This is a genomic window from Adonisia turfae CCMR0081, from assembly GCF_011009555.1.
Classification (GTDB): domain Bacteria; phylum Cyanobacteriota; class Cyanobacteriia; order Phormidesmidales; family Phormidesmidaceae; genus Leptothoe; species Leptothoe turfae.
This window is the reverse complement of the sequence record NZ_QXHD01000004.1, coordinates 2552145-2572167: the sequence shown is the minus strand read 5'-3', so window position 1 is coordinate 2572167 and position 20023 is coordinate 2552145. Positions and strand designations below refer to the sequence as shown.

Below are 20023 nucleotides of genomic sequence, written 5' to 3'. Positions count from 1 at the left end.
CATGTTCTAAGTGGTTATCGTTTTCAAGATATCAGCTGTGTAAGAACAGATATACAAAAGGGACTGATCTAGTTCTCTTCTGCGGTAACAAATTTAGATAGTAGCTTGATATAAGCTGACTGGTAGTAGATGGCGGGTTCTATGATTTCATATGTGGGTTGATTGGGCTCTACGTCATCGATATAGGCTTTCATTGGAGGTCCTGACGCGATTGCTTCATCTCCGGAATAGTCTTTGTAAGGACCGCCCATAAAGAACCCAGGTGCGGGTCCTTTTTTCGATGTCAGTGCGTTTTCAAATTCACCCTGACCAAACCACTGATGGTACATCTCATTAGCGGAGTACTCGGCACCGTACTCATACATGTTACTGAGAAAGACAATGCCTAATGGATTTACACCGTGAAAATAGTTGATGGCACCTAAGGACCGCTCAATGTAGGCTGGCCATTCCGCTTTATGTATGCCCAGCATAACAGGGTCATAATTCATGTTCCCATAGTTGGCCTTAGTCATATTGCTGCCCCAATGATACTGTTCGTCAGGCATGTAGGAGCGAAACGGATCTAGTAAATCATCGCTGCCATAGGCTTCTGGATGATAGTCAATTAACTTATCTTCTAGATCGGTTAAAATTTCCTCTTTTAAAGCCTCATCGGCATCAGGCATTTGGGAATAGAAAATTAACGCATCTCCTTGCCAGGGATCGTAGCGAGACCAGGGACCGTCTCTGTAGGGTTGTGCCAGGTCAATATTGTCAACAACATAGTTGGAGAACTGTGGATCTCCTGTTGCTGCAAACAGATAAACAGCGGCGCTCACTGTTGTTCCCAACTGGGCGTCCGCAGTCATATCTGCGTCTCCTGATTTGATTTCTCCTGTGTCACAATCTGTGTCTATTGGATGGACCTGGAACCAGTCCCAGGCTGCTCTGGCTCGGGATGTTAACTCAGCAGCGTAGTCTTCTAATTCAGGAATAGACTGCATCTCTACTGCGGCGTGGGCAAAGACGCTTGCGATCGCAATTGTAGATGATGAACACTTAGGACCATAATACCGAGGCCGAGTATCCTTACTAGGAATAGGGCTTGGCGGGTTGTAATCCAAATTTCCGATCTTGATAAAGGCTCCACCATCATCGTCTTGCATCCGTATGAGCCAGTCTAGTTCATACTTAATTTCATCCAACAAATCAGGAATACCATTACCTGACTCAGGAATATTAAAATCATCCGTCCAAATTTTGGGGTTTTGACTGTAGGCACTTAGCAGCTGATGGACAGGTTGCAACGTATACGTAACATACTTGTTTGTGTCACCGGCATCAAACCAACCACCATGCATAGCGCGTTCGGTTGCTGGATTTTGTTTGTCATCTACAAATCGTGCCTGGGTATCTTGTCCAGGACCCATGTAAGCTGCTCCATCAGTCCAGCGTGCGTCTGCAAAGGGTTCTGTTTTAGAGAAACCACTGCGCTGGTAGAAAAACATTCGAGTAGCAGCAATTAAGACATCTCTGTAGATGTCTGAGCGAATTTCAAATTCAGCTGAACGTGTCTCTCCATCTTCACGGACGATGACATACTTACCAGGCTCATCCAGGTCTGAAAAATCAACCCACCAGGCACGTTCTCCTGACTGTGAATGAACCGCCCCATTTGTCCACTTGACTGGGGTAATAACCTCAATCACCTCATCGGTTTCAGAATTTCTTAATTCGTAAGGTTGATCGCCACCTAAAGGACCAATAACAACCGCAACTTTTGGATCTTGGGGGCGATAGCCAAACTGGTCTACTAAAACTTGAAACTCTTTAACCGTCGACTCTTGAGCGCCATCTGAACAGCTCAGTGCACCAAGAGCAATAGTAACAGCACCAGCGACCTTAGCAATTGTGCCTAGTATTGCCTGATAATTTCGAAAAGGTTTGGTAAGCGTAGATTTAATCATAGGAATGCTTGTGTAGATGGAGTTATTAGAAGATGCTGTAGAGATGACTATAACTATCTCAAACAAATTCGAAAGCACAAATATATCCTAGGCAAGCCCAAGTAATGCACTACTGCCAGTTACCTTGACGCCCTAAGAGTCCGGAGAGTGTTCCCATACCCCGATACATTCTAAGTAATGCCTGGGCTACTTTACTCTTACCTAGAAATATAGATGGGCCAATAGAGAGAAACCCCATGACAATTAACCCCAATCCTTTGATTGTTCGAATAGCCTGAACCTTAAATGAAGGATAAAGCTCTGATTCAATTAAGCTGTGAACACTCCAAGACCAGAATCCTCTGTTTAAAATCCAATCTAAAGACAAGCGTTGATCGGCAATAGGCTCATAGAGAACTGCTTCATCAGCCCAAACAATTTTATACCCCTGTTTATTTAAGCATGAAAACAGGTAAGCATCTTCTGCTCCCTTATGGGCAAAACGATGATCAAAGAGTGGCTCATCTTCCTCCAGATCTTTCAACAGCTTAGTGCTAAACATAACGTTGCCTGTGAAAGCTGTATCCATTCTTTTTCCAGTTTCATAGCGAGGAAATGAATAAAAGTCGCCAGCTTTAATCCAATTAGGCACTTGCTGTTCTTCCTTATAAACAGCAAGAACTGGACCTGTAATGATGGCAGCGTTAAACTTCTGTTGATTGATTAAAAGTTCCTCTAGCCAATGGGGAGTTGCAGTCTCATCGTCATCTAGCATGGCAATGAAATCCGAATCTTCAGATGCCTCAGCAACACAACGATTACGCGCATACGTCACTCCCTGATTAGTCTCTACAAAATATTTGAGTGGCCATTGGAAAGAAGATTTTAGGGCTTCAACCGTTGCCTCCGCAGAACGAGTAGAGTCGTTATCAACGATGATGACTTCGATACTAGGTATAGGAATCTGAGTAAATGTAAGGTTATTCAAAGACTCCAACAATTTTTGCAATAAGTGAGGGCGTTTATACGTTGCGGCACAAATTGAAACCTGGGTCAGAGTTGTGGAGGAATTGATATTAGCCTCACCATCGGATCGTTGATTGGAGGTTGCCTGCATCTTTCAAGTTAAGTAAGTAAATTAGATTTGGAACTATTGGATGGCCCGAACCCATTTCAGCATGGCCCTATCGGAAATAGTTGCTTCAGTTGATAGCTAAAAAATGGACATAGTAAAACACATATCTAGAATGCCCCACGTACAATTACGAATGAAAATCAGAAAGATTGTTCCTGGAAGCTACATGTTGTATAGCTCAGGTCTTGATTACTGCTTCTGCCTAAACTAAGGCACTTGTGCTTATGATAATCCCCCCATTACCCCATCACTCATCCACCTATCTACAGCCCCAATCTGGGTCTTTATTTTTGTGTACTCCCCTAACCATACTTGAGCATATTTATTGTGAAGACTCAGAGGCATCTTTGTAGGTTTTCAGAGCATCTAAGAACTTGATATGTAATCCATAATTGCTATTGACAAATCGTTGTAAACATTCATCAATAAGATCTTTGTATACAGGACGACCTTTATAAGGAGATAGGTAGCTTGTAAAGATACCCTTCTTGTAAGGCACCGTATATTTGGAGGTTCCTGTACGGTGATCGGCCAAGTGCTTTTTGCCAGTCCAGTAGTGTCGACTCAGAACAGTTGGAACTCGTGAGCAGTCTGGAGCTAGAAAATATGGGTGGTTGAGTTTTCGCCAAGATAAATAGAATGTGTCTTTATCACCCATTGCATGTTGATACCAAAACTCCGAACCAAGATTCATCCATTCAGCAAGGTTTAGGGCTTTCCAACAAGCAACTTTGTCAAAGAGTAGTAAACCCGTTTCAAATTCTGTATCACCGTTATAGGGCATACCTACATGATCCCAAACAGGCTTACCAGGTAGGAGTATGTGACGCTGATAATCGGGGAAGAAAATAGCTCTATTCTCTTGATATTCCTTAGTGTCAAACAGAAACTCTAGATTGCATACGGGAAAGCAGTCAGCATCAATGAGCATTACTTCCCGTAATTGTGAGTGGAGAATGGCTGCTGTCTTAATAGGAAAACCACGCATCTGTTTTAGAGGCCGGTTTTTGCAACAGTCCATGATGTCATGCAACGAAACATCATGTTCCATAAATGCTGGTCTGGCCCAGGCTGGAATCTCATCTTCACCAGCATGCCAGATTTCTATCGGTAGCGTCGCACCATAGTGCCGTAGGAGACGGACAACAACATAAGCGCTTTCTAGATAAGGGCCTCCTGCGCAGATGACAAACCCTCTTCCAGAAAAATCTTTCATTTCAGGTGCTGGAGCCTTAACTTGTTCATTAAATAAGTTTGCAGCATTAGACGCATCGATCTTGTATTCTAATAAATCATTCATAGATTAATCCTTCAATTTATAGTGCTACACCACTGAATCTTCCCTGTCCCATCTACAAAAATTGGTTCTGGTGTTTCCGAAATGGGGTATGCAAACGTGAAAATATCAGACGAAGTGGAAACTGCTCTTTCCGACACAAACATTGACGCACTAGGTGGTGCAAAGTTTCTTTTCTATCTGTTGATAGATGAAGACTTTCCGTATCTATTCATGTCCTTAGAAGATATCTTTTGTACGTTATTTAGAACAACTATATTGGTGAGAAGATTAGTGACTTTTAGCCATTTGGGTGAATGCTTGTGCTCCGTTTTCTACAGAACTGGCAATATCATTCAGAAACTTTTCTTTCCGTGTTTGTAACCAATTTGAAGTTGTTTTTTCTGCACTTCGCGTTCTTTCCGTGGTCCAGTTAAACGCCTCAGCAGCTAATAGATGGGCAAACTCTTTAGGGTGTTCAGCTATTTGGACGATTGGAGAGACTAGAGAGACACCTCGCATAGAGGTTGGAGTGGCTACAATTGCTGATCCTGAGGCAAGAGCATCAAGGGTTTTGATTTGTATACCGCTGCCTCCCAACATAGGTAGTGCGATCACTCTAGCTTGGGCCATGAAAACCTGAGAGTTTGGTACAAAACCTTCATATTTAACATTTGGATATTTCCCGCTTAACCATTCAGCACCTTTGCCAGCAACGTGAATGGATAGCTGACTGGATAGTTCAGGATAAACAAACTTAAAAAACCAATGTAACCCTTCCTCATTAAATTTCCAGGTCCAGCTGCCAATTAATCCAATATCAAATCTCTTCTCAATCACATTTTCACAAACTTTCTCTGGACCTAAGGGTAAGGCTAACGCTTTAACGTTATAAACGCCTTTGAGTCTAGAAAAATGATTGGCATCATGCTCAGTTAAGGTCCAAACTTCTGCGGCTTGTTTCGAAAGCTCAGATTCTATTCTTTTTACCATTTTGGCTTCTCGAGCATAGAGCCATCTTTCGAATAAGTTCTTAGAGTTATTGAAGTGGCTGAGGTAGATTTCATGCTCGATATTATGAGCAATAAATATAATCTTACTTTTCCCAGCAACTAACTTTGCTAACCAAGCTAGTTGAGAGTGATCAATAAAAACCACATCATATTGCTTGGCACTAAGAAGAGTGTTTACCAATTTCACATAGGTTTGGGAGTAATATTTAGCAGCTGAATAGGGCAACTTAACTATGAAGCTGAGTAAAAGCCAGAGGATAGCGTCAATTTTGGCACTACTTGTCTCTATATGCCGCTTTTCTACTAACACTTCATGAGCTTCTGGCTCAAAACTATCATCCTTTCGCATGTAGCCTACGACTGAAACCTTATATCCGTTTTGTCTCAGGCCATTAATAAAAGCCTGAGATGCGACTTCACCTCCAGTTTTCCTTCGACTAGGAAGCAGCGTAGTTAAGAACAAAACATTAGTTGCTTTCATTACTACTCAGAGAACCCTTTGTTTAACTCAATAAAACAGCTAAAAACACTATTTGATTTCATAAAAAATTAATGCTTTCCTAGGAATTACATCGGAAATGACATTTAATCTTTTAGCCTTAGATAGCATGTACGCCTAATGCTCCCATCCTATTTCTCAAATCGCCCTACCCCTTTAGCCTGGCATTAAAAAATCCTATAATGCCCTAAAAGTGAACTTCATACTCAGATAGGCAATTTGTTTCTTTCAAAATGACTTAAACTATACAGTTATTGTTCCTTAAGATGCTATGACAGCTTCTCTAGTGCGGTAAAATATGCTGACGATGTCGGAAAAATGGTTGTGAAGACTATTCGTAGAGAATTATGTAAATGTCTGCTCGATGGCTAGAGCTAAGTAAATACAATCCTTATGCCCATTGAATACGAATGGGATTGAGCATATATCAACAGTTTTCAATTGATAAAAACCTGCTGAGTAACTGGGTAGATGCCTGATTATGCCCTGATAGCTGCAACTAAGGAATATATTTTTCTATTATGAATGGAAGAGTTGTCTATGACAATACGTACTTTGTCGCAAACAGAATTGAATTGTAGTGATTGCGATTTAAAGATTAAGCTTGTCATAAGCTGTCTTATATAGTACAGAATCATCGCGGCATAGTTCATTGAGGGTTCTCCTCAAATCCATAAATATGCTTCTAATATTGATTGATGGCAACAAAACTTTTATTAATGCTGTCAGTCTACATAGACTTATTGTTTCTGGACTAACTTGCTTTAAATACTCTTGAAAATCTTTTTATTTTAATTGATTTTGAACTATTTTATTCCAGAGAAATTTTAAGAAAGTCATGTAAGAGATTTACTGTGTTCCTGTGGAGTCTTCCTCTAATCGCTGTCAGAAGCAGTTTCAATCTGAATAGCCTGCTCTTGCTCTTTTGATTGTCGGTAACAAAAGAATACCACTAGCCATAAGGTTACGAGTTTGAATAGTTCAGATGTCAACGTTGCCCACGCTGCCCCTTGCCAAGAATACCGAGGAATGAGGTATAGGTTTGCTCCAAAGTTAATAAAAGCTGCTGTTACTTGCAACACGCTTCTGGCTCTATGAAAGCCTGCACCAGTTAACGTATCAGCAGCAATGAATTGGAGAGTTGCGATCAAATGAATAGGTGCCAGCCATATTAATACACCAGCAGACTGGGCGTATTCTGGTCCTAAAATATTTGATGTAAATGGCGAAAGAGTCAGTAAGGCAATTGCCGCAATAACTCCATAGCCTACGGCCACAGGGACCAATTTAAAGGCAAATTGTAGACCTGCTTTAATGCCAGAAGCGCCATATCGCAAAAAGCGAGTGTAGGTGGCACTCATGACTGCAATAATAATGATGTATCCAACATCGATAAATCGATACCCTGCAGCATAAATACCAGCTGCATCAGCAGATGCCAGACTGACTAACATTGTTCTGTCAATCTGGCCGTTTACAGTTTCTGCGGACTGGGCAATGGCGAAGAAAAAGCCCTCGGCAAACTTGGGTGGATACTTTTTTAGATTGAATATAGGACGACCAAATAACTTGTTCACCATTAGCAGTGATACAGTCGCTGGTATGATTGAGCCTAAGCAGTATAGACCACCCCAGGCAACAATATTACCATCTTCGAAGAGGACCAGGAGGGCAATGGCTGCAAGTAGTTTTCCTACACCGTATAGAACCTTACTTTGGGCAGCTACCTTGTAGCGATCGCAAGCCACAAACGCAGTTGCAGCTAGATCGAATACTTTCCCCCCTAAGAGGTCTGCTAGCAGTATAAATAAGACAAGCAGTAGTGACGTACTGGGAGCAAAAATGACCTTGACCAAGCCTAGCATGATGGGGACTAGGGCAGCGGTAAAGGTTAAAGAGGTGAGTAGTGCTGTACCCCAATATCCTCTAAAAACCTTTGGATCCCTTGAAACATACTTGATAAAAATATCCGCACTGCCGAGACCAACAAATGGAAACAGTAGCTTAACGAAGGCAGCAATGCCGATAAATATGCCGTATGCTTCAGCTCCTAAGACTCTAGCTACAATGACAAAGTAGGCCCCTTGAATAAATATACCGAGTGCTTGGGCAGATAGCATCCACATGCTGTCTTTTACTAAGGATCCACTCAAGATCCCTTTGAGTTTGGAAATTATCTTTTTCACCTCATTGACTCAGTTGTAAAGGATAAATTTGGCAAACTATAAATTAAATATTAGTTTGGGTAGTCTGGACATTTTTTGAGGGCTTGATTTTGTCCATGATTTTATCCCCCATAATATTGTTGTTGTTGCCCAGACTAAATCTGTCAAAGTCATTCAAATATTTCGCTTCAAATGATGTCGTAAAGCTCATGGAACAAATTAGAATCCAAAAAATGCTGTTAGGTGCTAACAGTGAAGATTCTGCCAGATTAATTAGGACGATATAGAGGGTATAGGCTGCAGGCCAACTGCTTACCCATGTTTTAAACAAGCGAGTTCTGGCAAGCCCCCTAAGCAACGTTTGCCATAGCACTAATGACACTAAGGTTGTGCCAATCAGGCCAATTTGCAAGGTCATGTCCAGAAACCCCTGGTGCGCATCTGGTACACGCCAGCCCGCCCGCTGCCATATATATAAAGACGGCCCGGCTGTCCCATGCCAGAAACCACCAACACCGTAACCGAGTGCTGGACGATGGCCAATCATTGTATAAATGTACTCCCAAATATCTGTACGCCCTGTTAGGGTTGCGTCTTTTCCAATTAACCCGAGGGCAAATGTCATTAGAGGAACATAAGCGACGGACACAAATATGGCTCCCGAGATCAGAAAAATCAGTGATAGAAGTAGTTTACGAGTTTCTGTTTTAAATACTTGAAGCACTGTAACGATAGTCAAAATAAAAACAGAATTGAGTAATGCTCCTCCGGATCCAGTTTTGTTGATCATTTGCAGCGAGAGGAACAATCCAATGATGTAGAGCCACTTGAGGCGTTTATCCTTGACCTCATTGAACATGGTATACATGACACCACAGGCGAGTACCATCATTTTCCCAGCACCGTTTTTATGGGTAAAGACACCTCGCCATGCCCCTGGATGAACCGGTGGGCCCATAATGCCGTACTGAGGCAGTGCATAGACAAACACAAAATTTAAGATGGATATACTTAGCAGCACATAGCTGAGGATTGTGATCTGCTGTTTCAAGGTGTATCGTCCTGCTAAATACACTGCGAACAACATATTACACGTGGCAAAGATCCCTGCAGATAGGGAGTCATCAGGGGCAAAAGACCAGAAAAATGACAGACCCACAACGGTGCTGGCTGCAATCAGCACTGGGTTGCTCAGCAAAATATAGAGCGTTCGTTTATATCTGCACGCCACGAAAAAAAGCGTAAGACAATTATGAATAACGTAGAAAAGATGAACGGGAATATAGTTAATCGAATCGTAGCTAAATCCATCTCCTTCACTGGCTCCACCGCTAAGAAGAACCATCGTTACAGCATCTGTGAAGAAAAAGAAGGAAATAAACACATAGGTGAATTCGACTTTTTCTAAGATCTTTTCTAATAAAGCTCTACCGGGTGACTTTTTCTTTTCTACTTCTTCAGAAGGAGGTTCGCTTGCTGGAGTAGTTTGAAGCACCATAGGGCAACAGGCTTATAGGGATTTTGAAATATGTTGGATAGATGGTCTTTCTAAGAAAATATGTAAAATAACAAGCAATATCTTGTTATTAGAGCCCTGAAGGAATGTTATAGGCATCGGGATCATAAACCTTATTAGTTCCTTTAACATCTACGATAAAGAAGTCAATGGCAACAATAATGGTCAAAGCCAGGGCAAAGCCAGCAACAATTCCCATGGCAATGATCTTAATGGCCACCTGAGAAGACGGTTTCTCCGGAGGAACAGCGGGTTCAATAATTTGAATGAAATTAGTCAACTGATTCTCTTTAACCTGTAGCTCTTGGCTTCGGTTCAATAATTCCTGATAGGTTTCTTGGGCTGCTTCTAATTTACGTTGTAAATCTCGCTGACGTTGTTCTAACTCTGGAAACAGATCTATGCGCTGCTGGTATATCTGTTTATTATTTTCGACAGCCTTCAAGCTCTCCTCGAAAGAAACAAGTTGAATATTGTTTTTAGCATAATCCTCAACTAGCCTTTCTCGGGTAGCTCCCATCTGAAGTAAGTCTTCTTGAACAGGCCCCCCTGCTATCCCCTGGACTTTGTCATCTAAGAGGTTGACGAGGGAAGCTTCCTGAGCACGCAGGTCCAGTAGAATGGGACTTTCTTCAGTAAACTCTACTTGCTGAACTGCAATTTTTCGACGAACCGCGCTTAAGTCCGTCAAAATATCTTGGACTGACTTAGATTGGCTTAAGGCGTTTGCCGTAATGGCATCAGACACACTGAGACGAAGTTCATTACTTAGCGCTTCTTGGACGCCCTGGAGTGCCCTCAAGCTGACCCTTAATCTAGATTCCTCCTGGCGTAAATCATTTAGGAAGGCAACTGAAATTTCTACTTCTGCAGCGAGGTCAACGATGTCATAGGTTTCTCGGAAAACTCGTAGCTCATATTCTGCTTGCCTTACTTTTTCAGCGCTGACAGGTAGCTGACGGTCTAAAAAGTCCCCTGCACTTTCGGTGTCTATTTGAGTACTTGCTAGTTTTTGGGAACGATACGACCCCATCAAGGTATTGACAATATCGGCTGCTTTTACGGGATCCTCGTCTAGGTACGTAAAGGACAGTACATCTGTTTGGAATACAACGCTTACCTGAAGATTTTCCAGAAGATCTTCAATTTTTAAGGGCTTGCCTTCATCATCTTTGAGCTGTAGTGTATCGATGGTTTTTTGGATCAGTGGCTTTGAGGTGATAATCTCAATCTCAGAATTCAATTGGGTTCCGTAACTGATGGTTTGTAAAGGGCTACCATCTTCTTCTAGCCCGGTGAGGGTGGCTGCTCGGTCTGGCTTAAATAAAAGTTTGCCTTCGGATAAGAAGGTTGGTTTTTGTAGTTTGGCGACTGCGGCAGCCCCTAAAACCGTCAAGACAAATGCTGTCGTTGCGGGTACAATACCTCGGCGAGTTGCTGCAAATAAATATTGCAGGTTGAGGTCAATAACGTTACGAATGAAATTCATAGTAAGTTAGGCTGCCATCCAAACGATTAATGAAACAGAAACAGTAAGTAAAGAGATAAATTAGTATCAGGATTGATTATCGGATGCCAAAAAGCCCGAGAAGTAAATTAGTCAGGGGTGAGAAGATCAGACCAGCCGTATCTGAAGTGGCAGCAAGGCTTGAACGACCAACAACAATGGTATCTCCGTCCTGAAGAATAGGATTTTGCTGATCATTCACATCCTGAGCAAGATTAATATCAACTCTCTGTTGAGAGACAGTGCCGTTGGGGTGAAGACGAATCAGTTCAACGCGACTGGAACGCGCTCGCGTATTGAAGCCCCCAGCTGTCAGAATGGCCTGATTGAGTAATGTATCGGGAGCGACGGCCAGACTACCTGGAGATGCGACTTCACCCACAACATTGACTGTGATAGTTGCAGGGGCAAATGTCGTATTAGCTAAGGCAATCACTTCTGCATTATTGATATCCTGTGCAGTGGGGATAAAGATTTGATCGCCATCTCGTAGCAAAACATCCTGGCGAAGGTTCCCACTTTCGACTAAATCCCAGAGATTGACCTGAATCAGCTCAGGGACACCTTCGCGCTTAATTTGTACAGAGCGCACGTCTGCAGAACGTGTAATCCCACCTGCATTACTAATGGCTTGGGTTACACTTGGCCAGAAACGAGTCCGACTTTCACTTGCCTCGGATTGTTCACCGGCTTCTGAGTTGACCTGTAACGTGTAACCACCGGGCCGTTTGATTTCACCCACAATACCTACTCTGATCGGGCGTGGCTGTAGTAACTGGAATGTTATGCGTGGGTTACGGATGTACTCGCTGTAGGCTGCGATGACTGTTTCCTCAGCTTGCAGTGGATTCAGCCCTGTGACACTAACTTTACCAACCCAAGGTAAGGTGATTGAGCCATCCAATAAGACAATTTGATCAATAGGTTCTTTGAACAGTTCATTGGAGGATAGGACATCAATTCTGATTTGATCCCCAGGACCTAGGGCGTAAGTTTCCAGGGCAACGGTTGACTCGTTACGAGGTGAACTGAGCCGCCGTTGTTGGCTAGTGCTGCTGCCTGTAGGCTCTAATACAGGTAGTTGGGCTAAGCTTGGGGAAGCTACAAGACTGATGGAAAAGCTACTGAGAAATAATACTCCTATAAGACTAAAGATCTTTGGCTGAATAGCTTTTTGCCCACAGGGAAGTAACGATAGGTTCAAACGAGGCCCGGATGGGGGATGAGTGTGCGGGAATTGAACGATTTCCATGACTGTCTTAGGAAAGTGTAGGCAAGTGAAAATTTCAGGCTAGTTCGCGTTGACTGGTGTATAGGACTGACCTACGTCTGAGAAAGTTTCAATTTCTTTTAGTTTTACTGGATTAGAGTAAGAAAGAGCTGACGAGTATTTCTATGTATTTACCCTACTGATACAGCATGCCCGTGTCTGTTCCGACTATTTGTCCTAAAGCTTGTAATTCAATCAGGTTTCGTAAATTTACGGTTATTTTGATTGTTGTCTGTAGCTCCATACCTTTGCTGAATTTGAACCTAGTGATTACGGTGTCGTTTTCTCGCAGTCAATGGTATGGTCTAACTTCACGTAAGGGGATGTATAAACTGTGCTGTTGAGGGCTGCTGGTAAAGGGGAGCTGTCAGTGAGTGCTGTTGAAACCACTGATGTGTTGTACTTGTTTCTTTCAGCCATTTTTCTAATAGAGATATCCAGTGGACAGGTAGCTGTAAAGATTGCCAGGTTGTTTGGATAGTTGTAGAAAGTTTGGTGTAGGTTTCTGGGTGATTTAGTAGATAATCAATCCGTTGAGACATGGCACGGGCGTTACCGGCCGGAAATATCATGGCATTGACATTATGTTTTAGACTGCCGGTAAACATGGGATGGTCAGAGGCCACAATTGGTGTGTGAGCCTGTAAACAGTGATTGAGAATAGTATTGGAGTTTTCTGGAGATTCGTGCCGACTCGGCATCACAAAAATATCAGCTTGATGAATCAGGTGAACGAGGCTGTGGTCCGGAATATCTTCAATAAATTCAACGTGACTGAGTTGTAATCGTTGTGCCTGAATTTTGAATCGGTTAATATTGCCCTGTCCTACTAGCTTGAGATGAATGTTCCAGCCTTGAGCCTTGAGCTGTGCCGTAGAAATCAGTAAATCGCCAATGCCTTTAGTGGAGAAAAGAGGGCCTACATAAATTAGCTGTAGGGGATCGGGACGCGATCGCAACTGTTTAGGTTCAAACGTTTCAGCTCGGTTAGATGGCGGCCAATTCCAGGGGATCAGTTTGTCACGGCGCACCCCTATTTGTGCCAGAGTCTTGCATCTTTCTAGCCCTAGTCCCCCAACCCATTCAATGCCACTATGGTTCAGTACTTTGGAGAGTTGATAGTTGTTCCATTGTTGTTTAAAACCTGGTGCAGTCAGCGTTTCTCGAAACATGCCGATACAACGTACGTGCTGACGGGTGGCCCAACGAAAAATTGCAGGATTGGGAACATCAACAATCAGATGGGTGGGACAGAAGTCTGCCAGCCGTTTAAAGATCGTCTCATTAGTTGTAACGGGTCCATTGCCAATTACGCGCACACCCGTATTCAGGACCTGATCATAGGGGGCGTCTGACACACAGCCCAACACTCCTACTTCTTGTAGTTGAAATCCCCAGGTGGTTAAGCCTTCCAACATAATTAGCTGCTCAGCATTCAAAGTGCCATTCGCCATGCCCTCTTGATAGGGCTCATGACTTTGCACCAGAAGTAAACGCAATTGCTGTAGATCCATAAAAGATAGCTAGAGGGTGAGTATAAGACGTTAATAATAGACCTGGCTATTAAATGTGATTTTTCTAACACCATCCAACAACCGTTCGATGGTCTTCATCGTAAATGTTGGCACAATCAAGGGGTTAGCTTTTTGCTGTTATTGAGAGGGTATAAAGTCAATTTTCACCTATATTTCACTTATATTTAACCCTTACGAACAAGAATTTTACTTCCCTGTCTGTGTGGGCATCTTTGCACAGTCTTTACAGATTCTTGATTGTTACAGTCCAGTTCTGTTGATGAGCAACGGTCGGACTGGTGAGCTTTAAGCTAATTTCAACTTATCTGAAAATCCCTAGCCTTTGTTTGTATCATATGTAGCTTGAGATTTGGGAGATTCAGAGAAATTACCTATGGTGCGAGTAAGTTGAAAATGAGCTGGGGTGATGAACTTAAGACACCAAGGGTAAGGGCTGGGTACTCTATCGATGGCGATAGGTAATGTTGGTGCAAACGCTAATCGAGTGTAAATGACCCTAAGTCTATGGTGATGCCTGAAACATCTGCGGTAATGACAACTATTTTGGTGATTGATGATGATGCCGATCTAGCTACGGTATTTTGTGATCTGCTTAGTCTTAATGGCTTTACTCCTTTCAGGGCAACTACAGGACAGGATGGTCTGCATCTGGCGCAGCTGCATCAACCCCAGCTGATTGTCTGTGATATAGGGTTACCAGATATTGATGGATATGAGGTGTTGGCATGTTTGCGATCGCATCCAACCACAGCCACTATCCCCATCATTATGCTGACTGGCCATGATGTCTCCGACACATTCCGCCGTAGTATGGAGCATGGGGCTGATGATTACCTGACAAAGCCCATTGACTTACAAAGCTTTTTGCGTGCGGTGCGGGCACAGCTTAACAAGCGGGAGCATTTATCTAAGTATTTAAAATCTAAATCTGTTGATGCATCCTGCAGATTTACCTCTGCCATTAAGTGGTCCGATTTAGCAAAACAGTTGGACGTGGTTCGACAGTCACCTTGGTCGAGTTTATGGGTGATTCGAGTTGATAACTATGATGTGTTGCAAACTGGCTATGGCCATGTCTTTGGGAAGCTTTTTCTTGAAACAATTGGGCAACAACTACACCAATGGCGAGAGTGTTGGAACCACCCAACGATCTCGATCAATACCCTAGCTTATGTGGGAGCAAATCGATTTATTGTCTTTTTAAGAGCATTGAATACGCCTGAGGAGGCCATTTATGAGGCAACTATTGCCCAGCTAAAATCTGATTTACAACAACCAATGGTGATCAATAATCACCGTCTGATTCCAGACATTCACATTGAGGTTGTCCAAAGCCCTGAATCCACCACACTTAAGGCGCTAAAAACAACACTTAATCAAGTTAGCCCATCGGCTAGCCAGCCATCGTTGGCAGAGCGGCTGAAATGGGCGATGCAACGGAATGAGTTAAAGCTTTATTTTCAGCCTCAAGTTGAGTTAAGCAGTGGTCAGATTATTGGGGCAGAAGCCTTGGTGCGTTGGATTGTGCCAGGCGAGCCACCTGTATTGCCAGTTCAGTTCATCCCAGTTGCGGAAGAACATGGGCTAATGTTACCTCTTGGTGAGTGGATCTTGGAAACGGCACTGCAGCAACTGGCCCATTGGCAAAGAATACAGTTATCCGGCATTAGCATTGCTGTTAATTTATCGGCTCATCAATTGCGCAGTTCCCAGTTTATAGATCGGTTGATGACCTTAGTAGAGGCTGTAAAGGTCAATCCTGTTATGGTGGATTTGGAATTGCCTGAACGACTAATTATGGAAGACTTTGGTCGGGCTAAGTTATTGTTGGCTGACCTCCAAAGTAGGGGGTTTAGTATAGCCATTGATGATTTTAGTTTTGGCTCCCTTGGCTACTTACAATCTTTACCGGTGAACATTCTCAAGTTAGATAAGTGTTTTGTTCGTGACTTGCACAATAATAGAAGTAATCAAGTAATTGTCAGAGCTATTATGGAAATGGCTCGAGGGCTAAATATTTCTACCATTGCTGGTGGTGTAGAAACAGCTAGGGAGCTATCAATCCTTAAGCAACTTAAATGTCACAGTATGCAAGGATATCTCTTTAGCCCCGCTCTCTCAGCCAAAGATTTTGAAAAACTCTTGCTGGGATCCTCTAAAAGGTACGCTGCTCAATCAGTGAGACCGATATAGTTAGGGGACTGCACAAAAATAAAGACCCAGGTTGGGGCTGTGGATGGGGGGATGAGTGATGGGGTAATGGGGTAATTATTTAAGTGCAAGCACCTGATACGGTTTCAGTCATACTCGTTTGATTATTTCTCCTGACTTCTGACTCCTGACCCAGGCTAGCTTTCCCAGCCTAAGTTGCTATCCCTCTAAAGCTCAAGATCAAAATCTAAATATAGGAATACATCTTGAGGAGCGCTGTCATCAATATCTACCAATGGTACACCCAAATCCAGACGTAGATTTAATTTCTCAACTGGGCGATAGGTGAAGCCTACACCGGTACCGAGAAGAAAACGATCATCGTTAACGGTGGTGCCAGATTCAGTATTCCAAACAGCTGCCATATCTATAAACGGACTGAGCAACATGATCGGTGCTCCTGATTCATCACGCTGGATCGTGATTCGATCTTCAACTGAGAGACGAACACCATTATCGCCAAATCGGGCGTTCTGACTATAGCCCCGTACCGATTGGCGACCCCCAATGACAAACTGTTCTGACCCCAGTAGGGTATCTGATGCTAGCTGAACATCACCTTGAATAATCAACAAATGATCTGGGTTGAGAACCTGGGCCCGTTGCACCTGGCCCAGCCAGCCCACAAACTGACTGTCTGCTTGGGGCGATGACAAATTTGTTGCATCTAGCCAATCAACGCCCAGACTAAACTGAGATCGCAAGGCCCATGCTCCTTGGGGATCTCGACGCAAATAATCTTGACCAAACTGGATGACACTGGCACTGTTGCTAGAGAAATCTGTTGATGCAATGCGGGTGTCGCCATCCCGGTGACGAAACCCCAGGGAAAGGGCAAATTCCTCGCGAGGATTGCGCACCAGGGGCTGACGATAGGTTAGCTCGTAAACTTGTGCATCGCCTTCAATGTCAAATGAGGCTAGTTCCTGGGGAGAGATAATCTCAAACTCACTGGGCAAAAAACGCGCCGAAATTGTCCCGTTCATGGGATTGATGGGGGCGCTATAGCTCAGTTCATATAGGTGGGATCCCCCTGTGGTAGCCCGATAGGCAGCTGCCCGTATTTGGTCACCAATACCCAGGGGGTTGCGATAGGTAACATTAGCGCCCATACGAACCACACCAACACTCACGGGTGAATCAGTGTCTAGGGTGAGATGGGCTTCAAGCTGCTCGGCTTCATCAATGCGCACCACCAGAATACTTTGCCCCAAACCTGTGCCTGCTCGGAGACTGGCCTCAATGTTGTCAATGAGGGGATCGGCCCGTAGCAGTCGCAGCTGATCTTCTAGATCAAACTGGTTTAGAGGGGTTTTGGCCCCTAGGTTAATGCGCGATCGCACATAGTTAGCTAGTCGATCGGCTTCTTCTATGCGAATCTCCTCTAAGCTACCTTCAATAATTTGTAATTTGACAACGCCATCCGTAATCGGCTGGTTAGGCAGAACAGCTCGCGAGGTAATGTATCCCTCATTGAGATAAAGCTGAGTGATGGAATCTGCAGCTTGCCGTAGTTCATCGATTCCTAGTGCCCGACCCACAAAAGATGACAGAACAGTATCGAAGTCTGATTCATCAAACACAGTACTATCCAGCACTTCAAACCGCTGAACCGTAACTGTAGGGCCTGTTTCTGGAGGTGGCTCAGCCGACTCAGGAGGAGGTACAGGTGTTGTTGGTAATACGGGATCTGGATCTTCTATTTCTGGCTCGGCTTCTGGTAATGGCTCTGGCAAACTATCTGCTGGGGGTGGCGTAGCAGGCACTTGTTGACTGACCATAACGCCTGACTGCCGCAGGTTTAGTCCACCAATCTCTTCAGGAACCATGGGTTCAGGTAACGGTATGGCTTCCGTCGCATCAAATGCTTTAGGAGACGTGACAACAGATGGGGCATGGGCATCGCCTACCCAATCACTTTTAGGGGAAGGAGCCTCAATAGACGCGGAATTGTCATCGATTACCCGATCACCTGTGGCGGAAGCATCTTCAACTAGCTTAACCTCTGTAGTGAAATGTCTATCTAATAATTTGGATGTTGGTAATTCTTGTGTTGACAGATCTGTCAGTAGAGAACCACTTGCCTCTGCAGAAGTACCTGCACTAATGCCGATGACGGTACTCAACAACAAAATCGTTGTTAGTTTCTGTTGCATGGGTCTCCTCTTATCTCCACCACAGGGTTACACTGCCATCGGTTGCCTGGCTTAAGGACGCCTATTACAAACCCGATTTTCCGTGCTGACTGTATCACAACCAAAGACGTTAATTGCAAAGGACCAATACTATGCCTAGGACTAGCCAGACCTAGTTACTATTGGTAACTCCTTACAACCTATTCCCTACCGGGATTTACGCAGATTTCCGGTAACTTTTAACAGGCTGAGCATCAGCATCCGTTAATTAGAGTGCCCAACTAATCAAAATTTATGCCTGGAATATTCACCATTGCTGATTTCAGGGGGCACCGCTCTGAAAGACTTGCTCCCTGCCTAAAGGTGACAGATAGCGTCACATTGATGAAGCAGTCAACTGACTCGTTAATGTTGCTAGAACTCAGTCTGTTGACTCAGTCTGTCTCCAGATAGCATCGGCAACCCGGGCAACATCCGCCATAGCTGCCCCATTGTGAACGCGTAGGATATCAGCTCCTCCCCCAATAGCTGCTGTACAAGCTGCAGCAGTGCCCCATTCCCGCTGTTTGGGATCAGGTTGATCCAAAATCCAACCGATAAAGCTCTTGCGAGAGGCACCGACTAAAATTGGACAGCCCAGCTCCACGAGGTCTGGCAGCTTACGTAAAATTTCCAGGTTTTGAGGATAGCTTTTTGCAAATCCAATACCGGGATCAATACAAATATTTTGTATAGGAACGCCGACGGCTAAAGCCTGCTCAATTTGCTCCCGTAGAAACTTGGAAATTTCACCCATCAGGTCGCCATAGTCTGTCATTTGCTGCATCGTTTCCGGCGTACCTCGTAGATGCATCAAAATTATAGGCACCTCTTTTTCAGCAGCAACTTTGAGCATATCGGGTTCATAGGTAGCTCCCGAAATATCGTTAATAATATCTGCACCAGCTTCAACCGCTGCCCGAGCCACCGTGGCTCGGGTGGTATCCACCGAAATCACGGCTTGATTGAGGTCTGCATTGTCAGCCTGGCGAATGGCCTCAATCACGGGTATCACCCGGTTCAGTTCCTCACCCAGGGAAATCTGCTCTGCTCCTGGTCGAGTCGACTGGCCGCCCAGATCTAAAATGTCAATATTGGCTGCTAACAACGCCTCTGCCTGTTTGAGTGCTGTTTCCACGGAGTTAAACTGGCCACCATCGCTAAAGCTATCAGGGGTGATATTAATTACCCCCATCAGATAGGTGCGTTCACCCCAGTTAAACTGATGCCCCCGAATAGTCCAGGCTTGGCGGCTAGCCACCTTCTGTTGACCTTCGGCCATAAATAATCGTGCCAGTCGATCATAGGTACCAGGGCCAATGTACTCTGGGTGAGCACGTAGCTTGCTGTACATCCACACCAGGTCTTTACCGTCGAAGATACGAATATCGACAAACCAGCTTTTAAGCTGCGGTTTCAGACCGTTGGCAGTTTCAAGTGCGTCGGTCCACCGTTCAAATTCCTGTTTAAAACCGCGGGTTACTACCGTAAAGGCCATGGCTGCTCAGACTACTCAGACGAAGAAAATGGACACTGCTACTCATACCGCTAAAGTGGCAGACTTTATTTATACTCCGCCAGTAACGGCTCAAGGGGCAACGAGAATTTTAGTAAAGCCGAATTTGGGGTATCCCAAGGGACCACCGGTAACGGTTGGTATGTCGGTTTTATCAAAAGTGCTACAGGGACTTCGCCAGGCCAGCCCTCAAGCTGAGATTTTGGTGGTAGAGGGTGTTTGCTCCAAATTCTCTTTAGCAGAAATTGCTAATCAAAATGGCCTCTACGACATTTTGG

13 protein-coding genes are annotated in these 20023 nt (G+C 44.1%); 2 read left to right on the top strand and 11 right to left on the bottom strand.

What is annotated here, in order from left to right; translation table 11 throughout:
- Positions 1 to 68 precede the first annotated feature (68 nt).
- The 9 genes from DXZ20_RS15370 to DXZ20_RS15330 all read right to left on the bottom strand — a co-directional run bounded on the left by DXZ20_RS15370 (position 69) and on the right by DXZ20_RS15330 (position 13823).
- A complete protein-coding gene (locus DXZ20_RS15370) occupies positions 69 to 1949 on the bottom strand; it encodes a glycoside hydrolase family 9 protein (RefSeq protein ID WP_163699061.1) in 1881 nt (626 codons plus the stop codon).
- Between the two features lie 109 nt (positions 1950 to 2058).
- Positions 2059 to 3045 (bottom strand): glycosyltransferase family 2 protein, encoded by a 987-nt coding sequence (locus tag DXZ20_RS15365; protein ID WP_250565772.1) that lies wholly within the window; start codon positions 3043 to 3045, stop codon positions 2059 to 2061.
- A 340-nt stretch (positions 3046 to 3385) separates the two neighbouring features.
- Positions 3386 to 4363, bottom strand: coding sequence for an alpha-mannosyltransferase (locus DXZ20_RS15360; protein ID WP_163699060.1), 978 nt, complete (start codon positions 4361 to 4363; stop codon positions 3386 to 3388).
- A gap of 267 nt (positions 4364 to 4630) precedes the next feature.
- Positions 4631 to 5833: a glycosyltransferase gene (locus DXZ20_RS15355; RefSeq protein WP_163670720.1), complete on the bottom strand. Its 1203-nt coding sequence runs from the start codon at positions 5831 to 5833 to the stop codon at positions 4631 to 4633.
- A gap of 893 nt (positions 5834 to 6726) precedes the next feature.
- Complete coding sequence (locus tag DXZ20_RS15350; RefSeq protein ID WP_348918658.1) at positions 6727 to 8037, bottom strand: oligosaccharide flippase family protein; 1311 nt, start codon at positions 8035 to 8037, stop codon at positions 6727 to 6729.
- A gap of 43 nt (positions 8038 to 8080) precedes the next feature.
- On the bottom strand, positions 8081 to 9514 hold the full coding sequence (locus DXZ20_RS15345) for an O-antigen ligase family protein (protein WP_163670715.1): 1434 nt from the start codon (positions 9512 to 9514) through the stop codon (positions 8081 to 8083).
- An 88-nt stretch (positions 9515 to 9602) separates the two neighbouring features.
- Positions 9603 to 11021: a GumC family protein gene (locus DXZ20_RS15340; protein WP_163670713.1), complete on the bottom strand. Its 1419-nt coding sequence runs from the start codon at positions 11019 to 11021 to the stop codon at positions 9603 to 9605.
- A 76-nt stretch (positions 11022 to 11097) separates the two neighbouring features.
- Positions 11098 to 12291 carry an SLBB domain-containing protein gene (locus DXZ20_RS15335; RefSeq protein WP_163670711.1) on the bottom strand — a complete coding sequence of 398 codons (1194 nt, stop codon included), beginning with the start codon at positions 12289 to 12291 and terminating at the stop codon, positions 11098 to 11100.
- Positions 12292 to 12620: 329 nt separating this feature from the next.
- Entirely contained in the window at positions 12621 to 13823 is a 1203-nt protein-coding gene (locus DXZ20_RS15330; RefSeq protein WP_163699056.1) for a glycosyltransferase family 4 protein, read from the bottom strand.
- Positions 13824 to 14348: 525 nt separating this feature from the next.
- Here DXZ20_RS15330 and DXZ20_RS15325 point away from each other — a divergent pair.
- Positions 14349 to 16037 carry an EAL domain-containing response regulator gene (locus DXZ20_RS15325; protein WP_250565771.1) on the top strand — a complete coding sequence of 563 codons (1689 nt, stop codon included), beginning with the start codon at positions 14349 to 14351 and terminating at the stop codon, positions 16035 to 16037.
- 185 nt (positions 16038 to 16222) lie between these two features.
- On the opposite strand, the gene DXZ20_RS15320 is transcribed toward DXZ20_RS15325, so the two are convergent.
- Entirely contained in the window at positions 16223 to 18211 is a 1989-nt protein-coding gene (locus DXZ20_RS15320) for a ShlB/FhaC/HecB family hemolysin secretion/activation protein (protein WP_163699053.1), read from the bottom strand.
- Positions 18212 to 18611: 400 nt separating this feature from the next.
- Positions 18612 to 19727 carry a dihydropteroate synthase gene (folP, locus tag DXZ20_RS15315; protein ID WP_163670707.1) on the bottom strand — a complete coding sequence of 372 codons (1116 nt, stop codon included), beginning with the start codon at positions 19725 to 19727 and terminating at the stop codon, positions 18612 to 18614.
- Positions 19728 to 19755: 28 nt separating this feature from the next.
- Here folP and DXZ20_RS37480 point away from each other — a divergent pair.
- Positions 19756 to 20023, top strand: a 268-nt coding sequence (locus tag DXZ20_RS37480) for a DUF362 domain-containing protein (protein WP_250566120.1), incomplete at its 3' end; no start/stop codon positions are given.